The sequence below is a fragment of the Demequina phytophila genome (assembly GCF_000971135.1).
Taxonomy (GTDB): domain Bacteria; phylum Actinomycetota; class Actinomycetes; order Actinomycetales; family Demequinaceae; genus Demequina; species Demequina phytophila.
In genome coordinates this window covers 123415-141458 of the sequence record NZ_BBLW01000001.1, presented here as the reverse complement: position 1 = coordinate 141458, position 18044 = coordinate 123415, and the positions used below count along the sequence as shown (strand labels likewise).

Below are 18044 nucleotides of genomic sequence, written 5' to 3'. Positions count from 1 at the left end.
CCGCCTGGCGCGTGCGCGCGCCGCCCTTGCCCCCATGAAGCCCGCCCGCGTGCGACAGCCCGCCGGCACCGCCCGCACCACGAGAACGGAAGCACCGTGACCCAGCCCGCCGACCACACGCCCGGCCGCCTCCACCTGGGCGCCGCGTACTACCACGAGTACCCGCTCGCGGGTCAGGAGCCCGACCTCGCGCGCATCGAACGCGACATGGAGACCATGCGTTCCGCGAGGCTCACGCTGATCCGCGTCGGCGAGTCCGTGTGGTCGACGTGGGAGCCGCGCGACGGGCAGTTCGAGCTCGACTGGCTCGAGCCCGTGCTCGACGCGGCGCACCGGCACGGCATCGCGGTGATCCTGGGGACGCCCACGTACGCGCTGCCGATGTGGCTCGCGGCGAAGCACCCGGAGCTGATCGGCGAGTCCGCGACCGGGCAGCCCATCGGGTGGGGCGCGCGCCAGGAGATGGACTTCACCCACCCGGCGTTCCGGTCGCACGCCGAGCGGGTGATCCGCGCGGTGGTGGGGCGGTACGCGGGCCATCCGGCGATCGTGGGCTGCCAGGTCGACAACGAGCCCGGGCTGCGGCTGCTCTCCAACGACGGGATCTTCCAGGCCTTTCGCGCGTGGCTCGAGGACACCTACGGTGACGTCGAGACGCTCAACCGCGAGTGGGGCCTCGTGTACTGGTCGCACCGGCTGACCTCCTTCGACGAGCTCTGGCGGCCCGACAACAACTGGCAGCCGCAGTACCACCTCGCGTGGCGGCGCTTCCAGGCGCGGCTCGTGGACGAGTACATCGCGTGGCAGGCCGCGCTCGTCCGGGAGATCGTGGGGTCGGGTCCGGGTGCGCCCTTCGTCACCACGTGCATCTCCTACGAGCAGGCCGCCGTCGAGGACGCGTCGCTCTCGCGGGCCCTCGATGCGGCCTCCTGCAACGCGTACTACACGGCGCAGGACGCGCTGGCGGTGCCCCACTCGTCGCCCATGTCTCCGGACTGGATCGCCAACGGGACCTGGGCCGTCTACGAGCTCGCGGACCTCGCGTACTCGTCCAAGCAGGCCGAGTTCTGGGTCACCGAGACCAACGCCGGCGGGATCGGCCAGAACGCGTACAACATCCCGCCGTTCGACGGGCAGCTGCGGCAGATCGCGTGGGCGCTGGTGTCGCGCGGTGCGCGCGCCATCGAGTACTGGCACTGGCACACGCTCCAGTACGGCGCGGAGACCTACTGGATCGGGCTCATCCCGCACGACGGGGCGCCCGGGCGGATCCTCGACGAGGTCGCGGCGATCGGGTCGGACTTCGAGGCCGTGGGGCCGCTGCTGGCCGGCGCCGTGCCGGACGCCGACGTCGCGTTCCTCTACTCGAGCGACTCGAAGTGGGCGCTCTCGGCGCCGCAGCTGCAGCAGCCCGCGGGCGAGGCGCGGCAGGGGCCCAACCCGGACGCGTACCGTCAGCTCGCGCTGCCGTTCTACCGGGCGGCCTTCGACGCGGGGCTGCAGGTGAGCATCGTGCGGCCTGCGCAGCTGGTGGGGTCTGGTGCGCTGTTCGGGGACCCGGCGGCCTTCGCCGCCGCGCGGCCCGTGCTCGTGGTCGCGGCCGACTACGCCGCCTCCGACTCCTTGTTGGACTGGCTGTGCGCGTACGCCGAGGCGGGCGGGCACCTCATCCTCGGGCCACGTTCGGCCTACGGCGACGAGGAGGCCCGGGCGCGCGGCGAGATCAAGCCCGCCCGCCTGGCGCGCCTCGCGCAGGTGACGTACCAGGAGTTCCAGTCCGTCGCATCGTCCATCCCGCTGGTGGCGAGGGACGATGCGCTGGCCCGGGTGGAGTCGCCCGTCGCCACCGCGTGGGTCGAGTACCTGCGGCCGGCCGGCGCCTCGGTGCTGGCGTCGTATGACGACCCGCACCTGGGCGCGTACGCGGCGATCACCTCTTCCGCGGCTGGGGCGGGTCGCGTGACCGTGGTGGGGACGGTGCCGGATCAGGAGACGGTCGCGGCGTTGGTCGGCTCCGCGGTGCCGGAGCCGGTCGCTGGCTGGACGGGGCTGCCGGAGTCGGTGCGGGTGACGTCGACGACGCTCGCGGACGGCGGACGCGCCTTCTTCGTGCACCACTGGGGCTGGGGGTCGGTGTCCGTCGCGCCGCCGTCGCCGGTGGTGGACGCGGTGTCCGGCGAGCGCATCTGCGAGAACTCGGTGATCGAGCTCGGGCCGTGGGACGTGAGGGTGCTGGTTCAAGACGTCGATTGACTCGTGGGAGTACCGTGGCGGCATGGGAACGCCCCTGGTAGGTGCCGGTGCCGTGGTCTCGCACGGCCTTGCGGTAGGCGTCCTCGCCCTCGGAGTGGCCGGCGTGGGGATGGTCGGGGCGACGGAACAGGCGTTTGTGGACGGGTACTCGGCGTCGGGTTCGGCCCTGACCGTGGCGTACGCGCCGCCGGGAGGGTGCGGCCAGATGATCCGGCTGCGGGCGCTCGAGTCCGCCGATGCGGTGACGCTGGACCTGCTGGGGTTCGGGGGCTCCGGGTTCATCCCGATGAACGCGAGCCAGCCCATCTGCACGGTGACGTTCGAGCTGGCGGAGCCGCTCGGGTCGCGGGATCTGCGGGTGGCGTCGGGGGAGCCGTTGGCCGAGGTGTGGGCGAGCGTGGGGCGGTAGGCGGGGTCGGCCCTGTCGCACCCCGGACCTAGACTCGTCGGCATGGCTGAGGAGCAGGTGGACGGGTCGCTGAGCCACCTCAACGACGCACAGCGAGCCGCCGTCCTGACCGGCGCGAGCCACAACCTCATCCTCGCCGGCGCCGGCACGGGCAAGACCACCACGATCGTCGCCCGCATTCGCCACCTCATCAAGCAGGGGACGCCGCCCGACCGGATCCTGGCGATCACCTTCACCCGCCGCGCCGCCGCCGAGATCCGGTCGCGCGTCCAGGGAGACCTGGCCGGCGCATCGTCCCGGGTGGCGGCCATGACGTTCCACGGCTGGGCCATGCGGGAGGTGCGCGGCGCGCCCGACGTCTTCGGCTACGAGGGCTGGAGCGTGCTCGACGCGGAGGACCAGCTGCAGGTGATGCGCGGCGTGCTCGGCCGGGGCAAGCGGGTCGAGGGGCTCAAGGCCGCGCAGATCGTCGACGTGCTGAGCTTCGCGCACAACACGCGGCGCACGCTCGCGGCCGCGATCGCGGTCAAGTTCCCTGACATGGACGTCGACGCGAAGGCGATCGGCGCGGCGGTGCGCGCGTACGAGCAGCGCAAGCAGGAGCGCCGCTACCTCACCTACGACGATATCCTGCGGGTCTTCGCGAAGCGCCTCGAGGACCCTGCGGTGGCGGCCTGGGTCGGGTCGCACTACGACGAGATCCTCGTCGACGAGATGCAGGACACCAACCCGCTGCAGTGGCTCATCCTCGACCCGCTGGTGCCTCACACGCGGCTGTATTGCGTGGGCGACGACGCACAGTCGATCTACGGCTTCCGTGGGGCGGACTTCGCCTCCATCCATTCCTTCGCGTCGCGGGTTCCGGGAGCCGCCGTGCTCAAGCTCGAGGACAACTACAGGTCCACGCAGGAGATCCTCGACCTGTCGAACTGGCTCCTTTCGGCGTCCCCGCTCGGCTACGACAAGAAGCTGCGCGCCGTCCGCGGCCGCGGCGCGAAGCCCGAGCTCCACAGCTTCGAGACCCCCGCCGACGAGGCCGGCTGGATCGCCGCCGAGATGCTCCGCGCCCGCGCCGACGAGCTGCCCTGGGCCACGCACCTGGTGCTGGTCCGCTCCAACTACTCGGGCCGCGCGATCGAGGCGCGGCTGGTCGAGAACGACATCCCCTACGTGTTCTTCGGCGGCGTGAAGCTCCTGGAAAGCGCCCATGTGCGCGACGTCCTCGCCGCGTTGCGCGTGGTCGCGAACCCCGACGACGAGGTCGCGTGGATGCGCCTCCTCACCCTCGTCCCGCGGGTCGGCGACGTGACGGCCGCGCGGTCCTTCGACGCGTTCCTGTCAGCAAGGGCGGGTGGGGCGAGCGCCCGGGATTCGCGTGCCGTCGCGCTCGCCGGGATGCCCGCGTGGCTGGCCGCGGGCCTCGACGCGATCGAGGACGCGGCGGCCCGGGTGGACGATGCGGTGGGCAGGGCCGCGGCCATGCTCCAGCCGGTCCTGGCGCACAAGTACCGCAACGACAACTGGGAGGCGCGCGCCCGCGACCTCGTGCACGTCGAGCGGCTCGCTGCCACCCGTCGCAGCATCCTCGAGTTCATCGAGGAGTACATCCTGTCGCCGGTGTTCACCTCGGAGATGGAGCCGGAGTCGCAGCAGGATCACGTGATCGTGTCGACGGTGCATTCGGCGAAGGGGCTCGAGCGGGACTGGGCGTTCGTGGCGGGGGTGTCGGCGGGGTCGTACCCGTCTGCGCGGGCCCTGGGTGACGTGGACGAGATCGAGGAGGAGCGGCGCGTGCTCTACGTGGCGCTCACTCGGGCGCGGGACCGGCTGATGGTGACGCGGACCGTGTCGCACACGCCGGTGCGGGCATGGGTCGGTGCCGGGGGAGCGGCCGCGGGGTTCGTCGAGGACGCGTACTTCCTGGGGACGTTGCCGGAGCGGCTGGTGACCGAGGTGCCGCACGTGGTGGCCCGGCCGGTGCGTCCGGCGCCGCCCTCGGGGCTCTCAGCGCCCGCGAATCTTGACCTGTCGATCGACCTCGGAGACCTCGAGTAGGCCGTCCGGCCCTGCAGGACCCCCGAAGTTCATGGGACCCTAAGGGGTGAACGACGTGACCTACATCCCCCTCGAGGCTGCCATGGAGCAGCTCAAGATCGCCGACGAGGCCCGCCCTCTGGTGCGCCAGATCGCCCTCAGAGCAGGGGTGACGGGCTGCGAGGTGAAGTCCACCTACATCAAGGCGTTCCGTGAGGACGGCCTGCACCCGCTGCACATCAACAAGCGGTCGACCGAGTGGTTCGGTTCCAAGCGCGAGGCGATCGCCGCCTCCGACCTTCCCGACCGGGTGCGCGACAAGACCCACGGCAACGGCATGGTCAACTGGGCCGTCGACTTCCCCGTCACCAAGCGCAGCATGAGCCCTGGCGTGCAGAAGCGCATCACGCCCGCCGACCCTTCGGAGCAGAAGAGCTACGGCATCTGCGAGGTGTGCTGGCAGGCGCGGACGCCTTCCGGGTCCTGCGGGTGCGACTGAGCGACGAGGCTGAGGTCTAGCAGTTCTTGGCGGAGCCCGAGCTGCCCCACTTGCAGCTGGCGACCGTGGTGCCGGACGCGTTCCGGAGCTTCGCGGTATCGCCATCGTTGTTCCAGATGTACCAGGTCTGTCCCCAGTAGCGCTTTGACGCGGTGTTGGTGCCCTTGCCTGTGTAGAGGGTCACGGTGGCACCCGGCTTCAGTGTGAACTTGCCGAACGTGTAGACGTGGTTCGCGACGTCGCGGACTGACCAGCCAGTGAGGTTCTTCGAGGCAGTGCCGTAGTTCTTGATCTTGATGTACTCGCCGTTGAGCGAGGTGTTGCCGCCGGTGTCGGAGCCGGGGCTGTTGTACTGCACGTACGAGAACCGCACCGCGGAGGCGGCGTCGGCGGGCGGCGCGGCTGCGGGCACCGAAGCGATGGCGGCGATGGCGGTGGCGACCGCGACGGCGCTCAGGCGGCGAACGGCGAGCATGGAGTGTCCCCTCAGACGTGCGCGGGCTGCGCGGGACGATGGTAGGCCCAGCTCGGCGTGAGAGGGGTCATCCAGTGGCGGATCTCACGTCTGGCTCGACGGAAGGCTCGCTGGCCGGTCGCCCTGTGTAGGCGATCGCGAGCCTCAACGCCGCCCACAGCACTCCGCCCACCGCGGTGGCGGTCGTCGCGAGCGCCATGTCCGGCTGGAAGAGCCGCACCGTCCCGAGCGGGGCTCCCATGAAGCCCGGCACGAGCACGAGCAGCACCCACGCCGCGACGGCGGTGGTGAGCAGCGGGAACCACAGGCTGAACAGCCCTGCGAACCCCGCGTGCCTCTTCGCGCGGACCGCCGCTCGCTTGCGCCACGCCCACGCCATGCTCGCGAGATAGACGAACGGCGCGAGGCAAAGCCCCAGGAAGAGCGCCTTCTGCGCCCAGCGCGAGCCTTCGCCGTCGTAGTCGAGGTCGAGCGCGATCGCGGTGACCCCGTAGCGCAGCTGCGTGGTCTCCCCGAACCCGATGCCGCTGCCGGCGTTGACCAGGACCACCACGGCATCATCCCTTGCGGGCACCATGGTGGCCTGCGTCTCGACGCCCGGGGTCGAGCCCGTGTGGCCCACCGTGCCGTCCGAGGTGTCCACGTACCAGCCGAACCCGTAGAACGGCGAGACATCGCCGGCGGGGCTCATCATGAGGGCCTTCCCGTCGGCGCTGAGGACGTCGTCCTCGCCGTTCATCATCATCGCGAGGTAGAGCGCGACGTCGTGTGCGCTTGCGACTATCCCGCCCTGGGGTGCGGTGGCGATGTCGGTCGTGTTCTCGGCGAGCGGTCGCTTGGTCCAGAACAACGGCGTGTGGCCGGTGGCGATCTCGGGGTGGACCTCACCGTCGGCGACGAAGCTGTCCGCCATCCCGACCGGGTCGAGGATGTGCTCGGTGACGTAGGTGCCGTAGGCGGTGCCGGTCACGTCCTCGATCAGCGCGCCGAGGATCTGGTAGTTCGTGTTGGAGTACTCCCAGGTGGTGCCGGGGGCGTACGCGGGTTCGACGGCGGCAAGTGCGGCGACGGCGTTCGCGAGGTCGTCGGGACTCCCGGTGGACTCGGTGTGCCCGCTATTGCCCTGCAGGGTCGAGAAGCCGCTGGTGTGGCTGAGGAGCTCGCGCACCGTCGGGGCGCCTGCGGGTGTGCCCGCGAGGGTGTCGACGTAGTCGCCCGCGGGGGAGTCGAGGTCCACCGCACCCGCCTCGACGAGCTGCATGACGGCGAGCGCGGTGAAGCTCTTCGAGATCGAGCCGATGACGAAGGGCGTGTGCGTGGTGACGGGATCCTCGGAGTCCACGCGCATGACGCCGTGTGCGCCTTCCTCGCCAATCTCGCCGTCCGTGATCACCGCGTAGGCGACGCCGGGCGCGCCGGAGGCGGGCATCTCAGCGGTGATGAAATCGTCGATGGCTGTGCTGGACGCTGCGGCCGCCGCCGCGGTCGCGGGACCCAGCGCGAGACCCAGCCCCAGACCCCACCCCAGCGTTGCGATGGCAAGCAGGTGCCGCACTGGAACACCCCCAGTAGTCGTGCGTGCGGATTTCCGTCGACCCTAGCCGGGCACTCCGACGGGGGCAACGCCACCGAGCCAGGTGCGCCGCGCATCGTCTCCCTCGCCGATCTTCATGTCCGCACGTGGTTCCCGCTGCACCGGCGGGAGGCAGGCGACGTGGGTAGAGGCGGTGGCGCGGGCATCTCCTCGGGCGCGAGGCGCCGTCGCCCACCGAGGATCGCCACCCTGTTCGGGTCCACCGACGCGGGCGGTCTGAACCACACCATGCCGCCGTGGATCTCGACCTCCCAGCCCGTGTCGTGGAGGCGGAGATGGCAGCTGCGGCAGAGGAGGACTCCGTTGCAGAGGTCGGTGCAGCCGCCGTCGCGCGCCCAGTGGTCGATGTGGTGGGTGTCCGCCCAGGAGATCGGGGCGCTGCACCACGCGCACCCTCCGTCGCGCACGGAGAGGGCACGACGCTGGGCGCGGGTGAAGAGGCGCCGCGCGCGGCCCAGGTCCAGGACCTCGGACTCGCCGCCGCACACGGCGGGCAGGATCTCGGCGTCGACCGCCAGCATGCGCGCGGTCGCGCCGGACACCGGCACACCGATCCCGTCGCACGAGCCGAGCCCCAGCTCGCTCTCCAGCGCATCGCGGTCGATGGTCACCATCACGGTGGTCTTCACACCGGACCCCGGTGAGTCGCAGTCGAGCCCGTGCGAGGCCAGCCCCGCCAGGGCGTCGACGCGGATCTGAGCGGCCGTGCGCTCCTCGGTGACGCCCGCGTCGCGCGCCGAGCGGAACGCCTCGGTGGTCTGCGCGTCGAGCCACGCGCGCAGGGGAGCGGCCGAGAGCGGGTCGAGCCGCGCGGTGAGGGTCGTCATGCCCTCGGCGTCCTCGCCCAGCGTGAGCGAGCGCCGCGCGCGGATCCGCTTCTCGCGCTCGAGCCACCCCGCAGGGTCGGCGGTGGCGCGCTCGCGCCAGCAGGCCTTGCGCAGGTCGTACAGGGAAAGGCGTGGGGCCTTCGCCACGAGCCGCTTCTCGATCTCCCACAGCGTCGGGCGGTCGACCACGTCGAAGAGCTCCATGAGGGTGGTGCGGATGAGTGCAGCAGCCTCGATCGCGACGGCCCCGCGGCCGACCGCCTCCGCGAGCGATCCGCGAACCGGCGGCCGCGGCTTGGGACGCTCGGGCTTCGGGTTGGGGTCAGGCGGGTCCGGGTTGTCGTCGTCGCCACCGCCGCCACCGGAGCCGCCCGCGCCGCCCTGGTCCGGGTCTCCCGGCCCGCGCGAACCACCCGGCCCGCCCGATCCCTCGGGCTCATCCGGGTCCATCGCTAGCCCCGCACCGATGAGCGTCCGTGCCTCCGCCACCGTGCCGCCGAGCAGGCTCGCGATGAAGTACTCCGGGCTGCGGTGCCCCGCCTCGCGCGAGATCCCGCCGCGCAGCCCCTGCCCACCCGCATCGCGCGCGACCGCCGCAGCGATCGGGGCCGCGAGCCGGCGCGCCTCCGACAGCACCTCGCACGCGGCGACGATCGCGGCATGGAGCCCCGCGCCGCGCAGCTCGCGGGTGTCAGCGCCGTCGAGCGCGCGCATGCCGGCTGCTGCCCGGTCGAGCGCTGCGGTGGTGACGTCCATGGAACAAGTTCATCACGGGGGTCTGACAGCCACCTCGGACATTGCCCCTGGTAGATGTGGATAACTTCGCGCCGGGACGGCCTGTGGACATCGGTCGCCGGGGTCGCCGGCACTGCCTCGGGACGATGCGCGGGTTCCGTCCTGTGGAGAACGTCCACCGGGGGATCGGCGTGGATAGCGTCGGGGCATGCGAGATGAACGGTGGTGGTCCACGGGCTGGGACAGGGGCTGGGATGAACGCGTGTCGCGCCCCGGCGAGCGCGTCTATGGCGCGCTCTCCGACGAGTCCGAGAACCTCCGAGCCGAGTTCCTCGCATCCGACGACGCCCCGTACGGCCCGGGTAAGTGCGCCGGGTGCGCCCTCGACCTGATCCTGGCGTTCGGCGAGGTGGTCAGCCTCGGCGGGACGATGCGGTGGGACTCCCAGGTGGTCGGCCACCTGTTGCGTGTGTGGGCGCCCGGCATCGTCAAGGACTGCGGCGCCATTGACGAGATGCCGACGGTGCTCGCCGGCTTCGTTCGGTTCGTGCACCGCCGCGAGGGCGTCGACCCGCTCACGTCTCAGGAGGTGGCGCGAGAGATTCACGAGTCGGTCCGGCGCATCCACGGGACGGTGACCTGGAGCGGGCGAGGACCCGTCGACCCGTGGCTCCGCGACGAGGAGCTACGCGACTACCGAGACCGGGCGCGTGACGCCCTCGCCGCCTCCGTCGGCGGCCCGGACGCGCTTGCCGCTCTCGACACGGAACCGCTGCCCGACGAGGAGTTCCGATGGGAGGGGATCGCCGAGGACATCCGCACACCGGTGGCCGAGTACCTCGAACTGCTCGACGAGGTCACTGACGCACACCTCGACGTCGAGCACCGCACCGCGATGAGGCGCCTCCTCGCGCGGATCGCGCTCGCGGACCCGCGCGTCTTCCGGCGCGGCTCCTCCGTCGTGCGCGGTGCGGCCGCCATGGCTCTCGTCGTGTGCGAGGCGAACGACACCATCGCGAGCCGCCGCCCAGGCGCCAACGTCAAAGTGCTCGCCGGCTGGTTCGGGACTGACGGGGGAGTGGCGGACCGCGCCAGCATCTACAGGCACGCGATCGGCGCGCCGTCGACGGCCTCGTACGGGTTCACGCGGACGCCACCCGCGCTCGGTTCCGCGGACCTCCTCATCAGCGCGCGACGTGCGGCGATCATCGCTGAACGCGACTCCGACGATTCCAGCGAGGACCCGTACTGACCCCGCTCGACCAGGACCCCGCACGCGCGCACCGGATAGCCTCGACCCGTGACCAAGAAGCGCCGTCCCGCGAAGCGTCCCCAGCATCGTCGCCCCGAACCGCGCCGCCACCTCCACGCGGTGCCGGACCGCGCCGCGCACGAGAGCCCCGACGAGAACGCCCGCGACCAGGACCCTCGCGCCGAGGAGCTGCTGAGCGGTGTGAGCGAGGCGCTGCGCGCGGACACCGCCATCCACCTCATCCAGCTGGTGAGCACCATCATCGAGGTGACCGACCCTCGCGGGTCGAGCGTCGACCTGCTGGGTGGAGGGGACTCCGAATCGGACACGGACCGCATCTCCCGCGAGGGCCTGGTCGACTCGTTCATCGGCACCCCGTTCGCGGAGACCACCGCGCTGCTCACCGTGATGTCGCAGATGCTCCCGCCCACAGACAGCGCCCACGCGGCCATCGCCGAGGAGCTTGCGCACCGCCGCCACCCGCTCCCTCTCTGGCTCCGCGACCTCGCCGCCGGTCGCGTCGAGGTCGCCGTGGCGAGGATGACCGAGTCCGCCGGCGACGGCGAGAACTGCGTGCTCGGCGCACGGTTCCCCTCGGGCGACGCGTTCACTGACGTGATCTTCATCGACCACAACCTCGGCTCGGCGGTCAAGGGCGCATTCCTCCTTGACGTGTCCCAGGAGGAGCTGCTCGCGCGCGTGAAGGCCGGCGAGTTCGGCACCGACGAGGCGGGTTACGTGCGCGAATGGGACGCCGCGGCCGCGCGCGCGACCGTGACCGCCGCAATCGAGCGCGCACGCGAGACGCCCGGCATGATCGAGGACCAGGAGTGGCCCGAGCTGCGCCCCGCCACCGAGTGGCTGCTGTCCCTGCTCCCCGACGGCGGCGTCGCCGAGGCCGACCGCGAGTGGACCCAGGACGACCTCGACGCACTCAAGGCGGAGTTCCTCGCTTCCGACGAGTTCGCGGCCCCGGAAGGGTTCGCCGACGACGAGGACGACGGCACCATCCTCGACCTCGACCTGATCCTGCAGTTCGGCGCGAGCGCGAACGTCGGCGGTCCGCTGCGCTGGAGCCCGATCGTCGCGGAGATCTTCCTGCTCGACTGGATGCCGAACGTGGTCCCGGTCGGCTACGAGGAGGTCGAGGAGGTTCCCACGCTGCTCGCGGACTTCGTGCGGTTCGTGCACCGCCGCGAGGGCGTCGACCAGGACCTCACCGACGAGGTCCTGCTCGCGATCGGCACGATGGTCCCGGCGTTCGGCGAGGCCATGCGGGCCACCGACCCATTCGGCGACCTCGACGACGAGCTCGAGGCCAAGGCCTTCCTGCTCGACCGGCTCGCGGACGCGGTGGGCGGCCGCACCCGGTTGAGCGGCCTCGACACGGAGCCCCTCCCCGACGAGGACTTCACCTGGGACGGCATCCCCGAGGACATCCGCGAGCGCGTGGGGGAGTACCTCGCGCTGCTCGACCAGGTCGCGGACCAGCACCTCGACGTCGAGCACCGCACCGCGATGCGCCGGTTCCTCGCGCGCGCGGCGGCGGCCGACCCGGGCATCTTCCGGCGGCGGTCCCTGGTCGCGCGCGGCGCCGCGGCGATCGGCTGGGCGGTGATCCGTGCGAACGAGACCGCCGGCACCTTCAAGCAGGGCCCGACGGTCGAGGAGGCCGTCGGATGGTTCGGGGTGACGGGCGCCGTGTCGCAGCGCGCCGAGGTGTTCCTCAACGCGATCGACGCTCCCATGGAATTCGCCTGGCCGACCCTGCCGCTCGGCAGTGCCGACCTCCTCGTGAGCGCGCGACGCGCGCGCATCATCGCGGAACGCGACCGGCTCCAGGACGCGACCGGCTGAGCTCGCCGTCGCCCCACCCACCCCCACGGGGGACGATGCGGCGGCCGGCTACCCAGCCGCCGCATCGTCCCGCGGTGGTCGCCTCGGAAGGCGGTCAGTCGCCCTTCACGTTGACGAGCTGCCGGAGCGTGTGCCGGATCTCCACCAGGTCCGCGGCGTCGACCATCACCTGGTCGATGTCCTTGTACGCGGCGGGGATCTCGTCGATGAAGGCGTCGGTGTCGCGGTACTCGATGCCCGTCATGGACGCCCGCAGATCCTCCTGGGTGAAGGCCCGCCGCGCCGCCGACCGCGAGTACACGCGGCCTGCACCGTGCGGCGAGGAGTGCAGCGCCGGCGCGTGCCCGCGCCCCGTCACCACGTAGGACGCGGTGCCCATGGAGCCGGGGATCAGCCCCCACTCGCCGTCGGTCGCCGAGATGGCGCCCTTCCGCGACACCCACACCTCCTTGCCCCAATGCCGCTCGCGCTGGGTGAAGTTGTGGTGGCAGTTGATCCTGTTGCGCTGCTGGACCGCCGCATCGTCCCCGGTAGCGGAGGCGAACCACCGCTCGAACTGGTCGATGACGCGGTCCATCATCTCCTCCCGGTTGGCGAGGGCGTAGGCCTGGGCCCACAGGAGGTCGACGATGTAGGCGTCGAACTCCGGCGTGCCCTCGACCAGGTAGGCGAGGTCCTTGTCGGGCAGGGTGATCCAGTACCGCTCCATCTCCCGTCGCGCGACGCCGATGTGGTGCTGCGCGATCCGGTTGCCGATGCCCCGCGACCCCGAGTGGAGGAAGAACCAGACGCTGTCGGACTCGTCGACGCTGACCTCGATGAAGTGGTTGCCCGAGCCGAGCGAACCCAGCTGGAGCCGCCAATGCCGCATGAGGTCGTCGAACCGTGCGAGCTGCTCGGGCGTCGCCGCCTTCTCGAGCTCCGCGACCCGGGCCTGGGCGCTCTCGCGCAGCTTCCGGTTCCGCGCGCCGGCGCTCAGGGGGATGGCCCGCTCGATCTGCTGGCGCAGCTCGGCGAGGTCCTTGCCCTCGAGGTCGGCCCGCGTGAACTGGGTCGCGACGGCGATCATGCCGCAGCCGATGTCCACACCCACCGCCGCCGGCATGATCGCCCCCAGGGTGGGGATGACCGAGCCGACGGTCGCGCCGAGCCCCAGGTGGGCGTCCGGCATGAGAGCGAGGTGCGGGTAGATGAACGGCATGGTCGAGGTGGTGAGCGCCTGCTCCTTGGTCTGAGGGTCCAGGATGGACGCCCAGTTCAGAAGCCGAGCGTTCAGCTTCTCCATGGTCTTTCCTTTCTGCTGGGTGTTGGTGTGGGTGGGTGCCGCCCTCGGGGGCGGCTAGTGGCGAGCAGGCGTGCGCGCGCACGGTTCATGGCGGGTGGGGGCGCCGGAGCTCGCGGCGCGGTGCGGCGAGACGGGGCGCGGCTCAGGCCCGGCGCCGCCATGGTGGCCCACGGTCGTGTGGGCGAGTCTGGCTAGCGCAAGGAGGGATTGAGCGGGGTGCGCTGAGGCAGAAGTCGATACTCGACGGCCGAGCGGTTCGCTTCGAGGCGCATCGTGACTCCTTCCTTGTACTGCAACGGTGCCCGCGGCGGTCGCTGGGCACAATTACGGGACCGTACTCGCTGGTTGGAGGTATGGCAAGGGGACGATGCGGGGGTTCAGTCGCGTAGGGAGCGTGGCCGCGGCGTCGGGGCGTGTCAGGCGCAGCATCCGAACGGTCCGGCGCTAGCGTCGTGCGCATCCACGATCCGAGGGACGCCTTCGACTCGCTCGGCGCGGAAGCGGGGCAGGGGAGCGGGCGATGACAGAGTGGGCGCTGCAGGAGCATCTTGCGCGCGCGTGGTCCGACGGCGCCTTCGACCTCGCGGGCCGATCGGTGCGGCTGATCGCGTGGGAAGTGATGGTGCCGTCATGGCAGATCAATGACGCGACCTCGTCGTGGGGTGAGCCCGCGATCGACTTCCTTGGAGTGTCTTCGCGCGGTGGCCTTCTTGCGATCGAGCTCAAGCCACGCCGCGGCGGCACCATGGCAACCGCGCAGGCCGCTGCACAGGCGCTCGCGTCGGCTGCGACGATCGGAGGGACTGCGACGCCGGCGCGCCTCCGATCCGTGTTCGAGCGGGCACAGGCCGGCGCCCTAGGGCGAACCCCGCTTGGCGTAGACGGAGATCTTGACACGATGATCCGAGGTCACACGGGTGGGCACTCTCTTGATGTGGTCTGCACTCGTCCGGTGGAGGCGATCGTGGCATACGGCGGCATCGCCCGGCGCGGCTCCGAGGCTCTCGACCGGGATGACATCGTGCGAACGCTCGCTGGTTCGGACGGGCGTGTGAGCCGCCGCATGCGCGACCGTCTCACCTCCGCACTTATCCGATATTCCAAGTCGGCGGTCGACCTGGTCGCTGTGGCCCCACTCGAGGACGGGGCAGAGAGATTTCCCGCGGACGATGTTGAGGCGGGGCACTAGCCTCCTGCCAGGGAAGGCACTGCCGCTTGGTGCGGAGTTCGCGAGAGGCGCGAGTTTGAGGGGGCTCAATGGGTGACGTGGATCCGGGATTGCTGGTCAACTCGCTGATGGCGGCGTTCTCACCGCTCCTGCCGTGGATCATCCCCGCGGTGCTCTTCGCGTTGGTGATCGCGTTCCCCATGCCCGGGCGTGGCCCGCGCTCGTCGCGCCGGGATCGGTGGCGAGTGTTCAAGTACGGGGCGCGAGTCGAGGTGATGGCGCGCGCCGACTGGCGCTGCGAGGGCGCGCTGTTCTTCGCGTGGGGCAGGTGCCCCGCGACGGCCGAGCAGGCCGATCACGTCTTCCCGTGGTCCAAGGGTGGCCCGACGGTGGTCAGCAATGGCCAGGCGCTGTGCGCCGGTCACAACCGGCGCAAGGCAAACATGACACCGCCGTGGTGGTACGTCCTCGCGCTGGAGAAGCGGCGCCGCACGTACTTCCCTCAGGGTGCGAGCGTGCGAGTGCAAGCAACAATGACGGACGCGGACCACGCCGCCCGCCTGCGCGGTGGGCGGCGCTAGACCCCACGCCTCGCCCAATGAAGCGGCGGCCGGGCGCGAACCCGACCGCCGCATCGTCCAGTGGCGGTTACGGACGCAGCATGACCTTCCCGGTGCGCCCAGGCGTGAAGTGCGCCTTCACAGCGTCAGCGATCTCGTCAAAGGAGAACGTAGCCTCCACCGGCAGCGTGATCGTTCCATCGGAAAGCCGCGCGAACAGCTCCCGCATCAGCCGCCCACGGTCCTCTGCCGACATGGCGGCGCTGACCTTCGAGCCCCAGAAGCCGCGCACGGTCGCCTGCTTGAAGATGACGTCACCCGAGCCGATCTCCAGGGTCGGCGACGCCATTGCGCCGAACACCACGAGCGTGCCGTTCTCGGCGAGCTGCGACATCACGTCGCCGGCCGCCGGGCCGCCCACCGACTCGACGCCGACCTTGAGCGGCGCGCCGCCGGTGATCTCGAGGACGCGCTCCTGCCAGCCGTCGGTGTCGGTGGCGACGATGCGCCCGATGCCCTGGGCGGCGAGCTCGCCGATGCCGTCGGTGCGGCGGACCAGGCCGACCACGTTGATGCCGCGGGCGGCGGCCAGCTGCGCGACCAGGCGGCCGACGGCGCCGTTGGCGGCGTTCTGGATCATCCAGTCGCCCTCGGCGAGGTCGAGCGAGTCGAGCAGGCTGATCCCGGAGAAGGGCATGGCGACCAGCTGCGCGGCGACGTCGTCGGGGATGCCGTCCGGCACGGGGATGAGCGCGGCGGCCTTGGCGACGAACTGCTCCGCCCACACGCCGAACGTGCCGCCCGTCGCGACCCGCGTACCGGGCTGGAGGATCTCGACGCCCTCGCCGACGGCCTCGACAATGCCGACGGCCTCCGTGCCGGAGCGGGCGGGCATCTCGGGCTTGAAGCCGTAGTTGCCGGTCACGGTCCACAGGTCGTGGTTGTGGATCGGGGAGACGATGAGGCGGACGCGCGCCTCGCCCGGGCCGGGCTCGGGGGTGGGAACGTCCTCGACGGTGAGGACCTCGGCCGGGTTGCCGAACGCGTGGTGAATCAGTGCCTTCATGAGGGGCCTTCCTTGTGGGAGTGGGGCGTGGGCGTCTTCTCGAATTGTGCGCGAGGAGCCCGTGCGGTGCCGGGTGGCGTCAACGCGGGTACCGGGGTGGGTATTCCGGCAGCGGGTGTCACGGGACGATGCAGGGGTTCAGTGGGTGGCGCTGACGCTGTGCACGGCGTCAGCGGGACGTCTCACCGCTACGGCGGACGCCGTGCCGCGGTGGCGTGCGCGCACAGTGCTGTCTTGCTGGCGCACAACAGGGTGGGCTCTCGGAGCGGAGAGGAGTCGTGGGCGAAGTTCCCTGCGCGAGGCTCGCAGACCAGGCTTCACTCTGATGTGCGTTCGGCCGAGCCCCTGCAAAATAGCCCGCCGGCGGGTCCACGCGAGTCCTTCTCGTCCGTCGGTCGTTAGGAACGCGACCCGTCGCTGTTCTCGTAAGCCGCGAGGAGCTGATGGATCCGACTGCGCCGCGCTTCCTCGCCGATGCGCACCACGCCCGGTCCCACGACGAGCACGGCGAGCACCAACAGCCAGGCGAGCCATGTTCCCTCGGCTGCGAGGAACGCGTCATGGTGGCGCCGCGCCTCCCACAAGGCCTTGGTGGCGTTGATCACGGGGAGCGATGCGACGCCCGCCATCACCGTCAACGTCGTGCTGGCTGTCGACTCGCGGAAGTGTGAATCCTCGGCTAGCGAACGGAGCTTGGCGCGATACGCATCCTGTTGAAGGACGGTGCGGTCACCGTACTCGGCGGTCGATGGGAAGCCCCTGAGCGACGGACTTGTGGCGGCGAGGATGAACTCGTGGGTCCTGAGAAGGTCGAACTCAAGCGGGGCTTGTATGCCGACCTCGCGCTTGCGGGCTTCGAATGCTGCGCGTGCATGCCGCAGGCCCCGAAGTTGCCAGATCGCGGTGACCACTGTTGCGACGGCGGTCGCGAAGACGCCGGCGACGATCGCAGTGGTCACGACAGTGTCTCCACGAGTTCGATGGTAGGCCGTGGTGCCCACGAGACCGTGAGGGCCGTTGCGAAGACGCTAAGGCCCCATGCGAGGGCCGCACCGGCCGCCGCGGCCGCGACGAGCGAGCTGGCTGGAACCGCCAGGAGCCCTAACGCGGCGACGATGAACGTGCAGCCGCACACCAGGACACTCGTCCAGCACCACCGAAGCCACGCCGCGAACCGCTGTGCGCTAGGCGTCAGCAACTGCGGTGACGATTTCGGGTAGGGCCACACACGCGTATTGAGGTCGGTAGCCACAGGACGCGTGTCGCGTGCGCCTGCGTTGCGTTTGTGTGCCATCGCCTAGAGCCAGATCGCCGAATCGATGCCGTCGCTGAAGCGCTCGGAATCGATCTCCGCGGGGAAACGGTCGGCCTCGCCGCGCGCCACGCGCCGCGCGGTCCACGCCATGGCAGCGGCGTCAAGCACGTCGTCCCAAGCCGCCCCGGGCAGCGAGCGTTCGATCCCGACAGGGACGTCGATACCCTCGGCTGCAAGCAGCGCCAGCCGCAGCGAGGCTCCCGCGAAGGCCTTCTTGGGGTAGACAATGCCTTCGCCCGCCATCGCGCGGAAGCTCACCTCGGGATGGCGCTCGAGAATCGGGATGGTGGCGCTTGCGACGTGGCCGTCCACGTCCAGGATCCGGTCCGCGATCGCGTACGCCTGCTTGGAAAGGCTCTTGCCGAACGCGGCAAGCGACGCAACGCGGGCCGCCTCGTAGGTCGGTGCGATGAGCGCCGGTCGGACCGGGGTGGGGAAGGCGCTCGAGCCGCGCGGGGAGATGAAGCGTCGCGCGATTTGATCCGCCGACCGCGGCCCGGCGTCTGGGATGCCGATGGGGATGTCGACGACCAGATGCCCGGCGCCGAACGCGGCCACGCCGTGCGACTCCGCGGTGGCGATGGCGGGCGCGACGAAGGCGTCGACCCAGCCAGAGTCGTCGATCACGGCGACGACCCACCCGGTCTTGCACGCGTCCAAGCCAAGGTAGGTCGGCCCCGGGTGCTCCGTCGCGTCCTGGTGATCTGGCATGTAC

Annotated in this window: 15 protein-coding genes; 8 read left to right on the top strand and 7 right to left on the bottom strand. The window is 71.0% G+C overall.

Going from position 1 to position 18044, the window contains the following annotated elements:
* Positions 1 to 96 precede the first annotated feature (96 nt).
* The 4 genes from AOM01_RS00660 to AOM01_RS00645 are packed head-to-tail and all read left to right on the top strand — an operon-like array spanning position 97 to position 5195.
* Positions 97 to 2253, top strand: a complete 2157-nt coding sequence (locus AOM01_RS00660) for a beta-galactosidase (protein ID WP_062287520.1) — start codon at positions 97 to 99, stop codon at positions 2251 to 2253.
* A 22-nt stretch (positions 2254 to 2275) separates the two neighbouring features.
* The gene (locus tag AOM01_RS00655; protein ID WP_156155768.1) at positions 2276 to 2662 is read left to right on the top strand and encodes a hypothetical protein; all 387 of its coding nucleotides are present in this window, start codon (positions 2276 to 2278) and stop codon (positions 2660 to 2662) included.
* Between the two features lie 42 nt (positions 2663 to 2704).
* Positions 2705 to 4717: an ATP-dependent helicase gene (locus tag AOM01_RS00650; RefSeq protein WP_082109860.1), complete on the top strand. Its 2013-nt coding sequence runs from the start codon at positions 2705 to 2707 to the stop codon at positions 4715 to 4717.
* A 55-nt stretch (positions 4718 to 4772) separates the two neighbouring features.
* A complete protein-coding gene (locus AOM01_RS00645; RefSeq protein ID WP_156155767.1) occupies positions 4773 to 5195 on the top strand; it encodes a hypothetical protein in 423 nt (140 codons plus the stop codon).
* Between the two features lie 16 nt (positions 5196 to 5211).
* Here the strand turns inward: AOM01_RS00645 and AOM01_RS00640 are convergent, their stop codons facing one another.
* The 3 genes from AOM01_RS00640 to AOM01_RS00630 all read right to left on the bottom strand — a co-directional run bounded on the left by AOM01_RS00640 (position 5212) and on the right by AOM01_RS00630 (position 8847).
* A complete protein-coding gene (locus AOM01_RS00640) occupies positions 5212 to 5670 on the bottom strand; it encodes a lamin tail domain-containing protein (protein WP_062287508.1) in 459 nt (152 codons plus the stop codon).
* 67 nt (positions 5671 to 5737) lie between these two features.
* On the bottom strand, positions 5738 to 7225 hold the full coding sequence (locus AOM01_RS00635) for a serine hydrolase domain-containing protein (RefSeq protein ID WP_228374168.1): 1488 nt from the start codon (positions 7223 to 7225) through the stop codon (positions 5738 to 5740).
* Between the two features lie 113 nt (positions 7226 to 7338).
* Positions 7339 to 8847, bottom strand: coding sequence for an HNH endonuclease signature motif containing protein (locus AOM01_RS00630; RefSeq protein ID WP_062287505.1), 1509 nt, complete (start codon positions 8845 to 8847; stop codon positions 7339 to 7341).
* A 187-nt stretch (positions 8848 to 9034) separates the two neighbouring features.
* Between AOM01_RS00630 and AOM01_RS00625 the strand changes: the two genes are divergently transcribed.
* Both AOM01_RS00625 and AOM01_RS00620 read left to right on the top strand, forming a co-directional pair.
* Positions 9035 to 10078 carry a hypothetical protein gene (locus tag AOM01_RS00625; RefSeq protein ID WP_156155766.1) on the top strand — a complete coding sequence of 348 codons (1044 nt, stop codon included), beginning with the start codon at positions 9035 to 9037 and terminating at the stop codon, positions 10076 to 10078.
* Positions 10079 to 10126: 48 nt separating this feature from the next.
* Positions 10127 to 11935, top strand: a complete 1809-nt coding sequence (locus AOM01_RS00620; protein WP_062287499.1) for a hypothetical protein — start codon at positions 10127 to 10129, stop codon at positions 11933 to 11935.
* A 94-nt stretch (positions 11936 to 12029) separates the two neighbouring features.
* On the opposite strand, the gene AOM01_RS00615 is transcribed toward AOM01_RS00620, so the two are convergent.
* Positions 12030 to 13220, bottom strand: coding sequence for an RtcB family protein (locus tag AOM01_RS00615; protein ID WP_062287495.1), 1191 nt, complete (start codon positions 13218 to 13220; stop codon positions 12030 to 12032).
* Between the two features lie 520 nt (positions 13221 to 13740).
* Between AOM01_RS00615 and AOM01_RS00610 the strand changes: the two genes are divergently transcribed.
* Both AOM01_RS00610 and AOM01_RS00605 read left to right on the top strand, forming a co-directional pair.
* Positions 13741 to 14409: a hypothetical protein gene (locus tag AOM01_RS00610; protein WP_062287492.1), complete on the top strand. Its 669-nt coding sequence runs from the start codon at positions 13741 to 13743 to the stop codon at positions 14407 to 14409.
* A gap of 68 nt (positions 14410 to 14477) precedes the next feature.
* Positions 14478 to 14969: an HNH endonuclease gene (locus AOM01_RS00605; RefSeq protein WP_156155765.1), complete on the top strand. Its 492-nt coding sequence runs from the start codon at positions 14478 to 14480 to the stop codon at positions 14967 to 14969.
* A gap of 67 nt (positions 14970 to 15036) precedes the next feature.
* Here the strand turns inward: AOM01_RS00605 and AOM01_RS00600 are convergent, their stop codons facing one another.
* The 3 genes from AOM01_RS00600 to AOM01_RS00585 all read right to left on the bottom strand — a co-directional run bounded on the left by AOM01_RS00600 (position 15037) and on the right by AOM01_RS00585 (position 18040).
* Positions 15037 to 16014 (bottom strand): zinc-binding dehydrogenase, encoded by a 978-nt coding sequence (locus AOM01_RS00600; RefSeq protein ID WP_062287485.1) that lies wholly within the window; start codon positions 16012 to 16014, stop codon positions 15037 to 15039.
* Between the two features lie 398 nt (positions 16015 to 16412).
* On the bottom strand, positions 16413 to 16973 hold the full coding sequence (locus tag AOM01_RS00595) for a hypothetical protein (RefSeq protein ID WP_062287482.1): 561 nt from the start codon (positions 16971 to 16973) through the stop codon (positions 16413 to 16415).
* Between the two features lie 338 nt (positions 16974 to 17311).
* Positions 17312 to 18040, bottom strand: a complete 729-nt coding sequence (locus AOM01_RS00585) for a DUF429 domain-containing protein (protein ID WP_169746486.1) — start codon at positions 18038 to 18040, stop codon at positions 17312 to 17314.
* Positions 18041 to 18044: the final 4 nt, after the last annotated feature.

Bases quoted from the DNA above. Each gene is read 5' to 3' on its own strand.
- AOM01_RS00655 (WP_156155768.1), top strand. From the start codon at position 2,276: ATGGGAACGCCCCTGGTAGGTGCCGGTGCCGTGGTCTCGCACGGCCTT.
- AOM01_RS00650 (WP_082109860.1), top strand. From the start codon at position 2,705: ATGGCTGAGGAGCAGGTGGACGGGTCGCTGAGCCACCTCAACGACGCA.
- AOM01_RS00640 (WP_062287508.1), bottom strand. From the start codon at position 5,670: ATGCTCGCCGTTCGCCGCCTGAGCGCCGTCGCGGTCGCCACCGCCATC.
- AOM01_RS00630 (WP_062287505.1), bottom strand. From the start codon at position 8,847: ATGGACGTCACCACCGCAGCGCTCGACCGGGCAGCAGCCGGCATGCGC.
- AOM01_RS00625 (WP_156155766.1), top strand. From the start codon at position 9,035: ATGCGAGATGAACGGTGGTGGTCCACGGGCTGGGACAGGGGCTGGGAT.
- AOM01_RS00615 (WP_062287495.1), bottom strand. From the start codon at position 13,220: ATGGAGAAGCTGAACGCTCGGCTTCTGAACTGGGCGTCCATCCTGGAC.
- AOM01_RS00610 (WP_062287492.1), top strand. From the start codon at position 13,741: ATGACAGAGTGGGCGCTGCAGGAGCATCTTGCGCGCGCGTGGTCCGAC.
- AOM01_RS00605 (WP_156155765.1), top strand. From the start codon at position 14,478: ATGGGTGACGTGGATCCGGGATTGCTGGTCAACTCGCTGATGGCGGCG.
- AOM01_RS00600 (WP_062287485.1), bottom strand. From the start codon at position 16,014: ATGAAGGCACTGATTCACCACGCGTTCGGCAACCCGGCCGAGGTCCTC.
- AOM01_RS00585 (WP_169746486.1), bottom strand. From the start codon at position 18,040: ATGCCAGATCACCAGGACGCGACGGAGCACCCGGGGCCGACCTACCTT.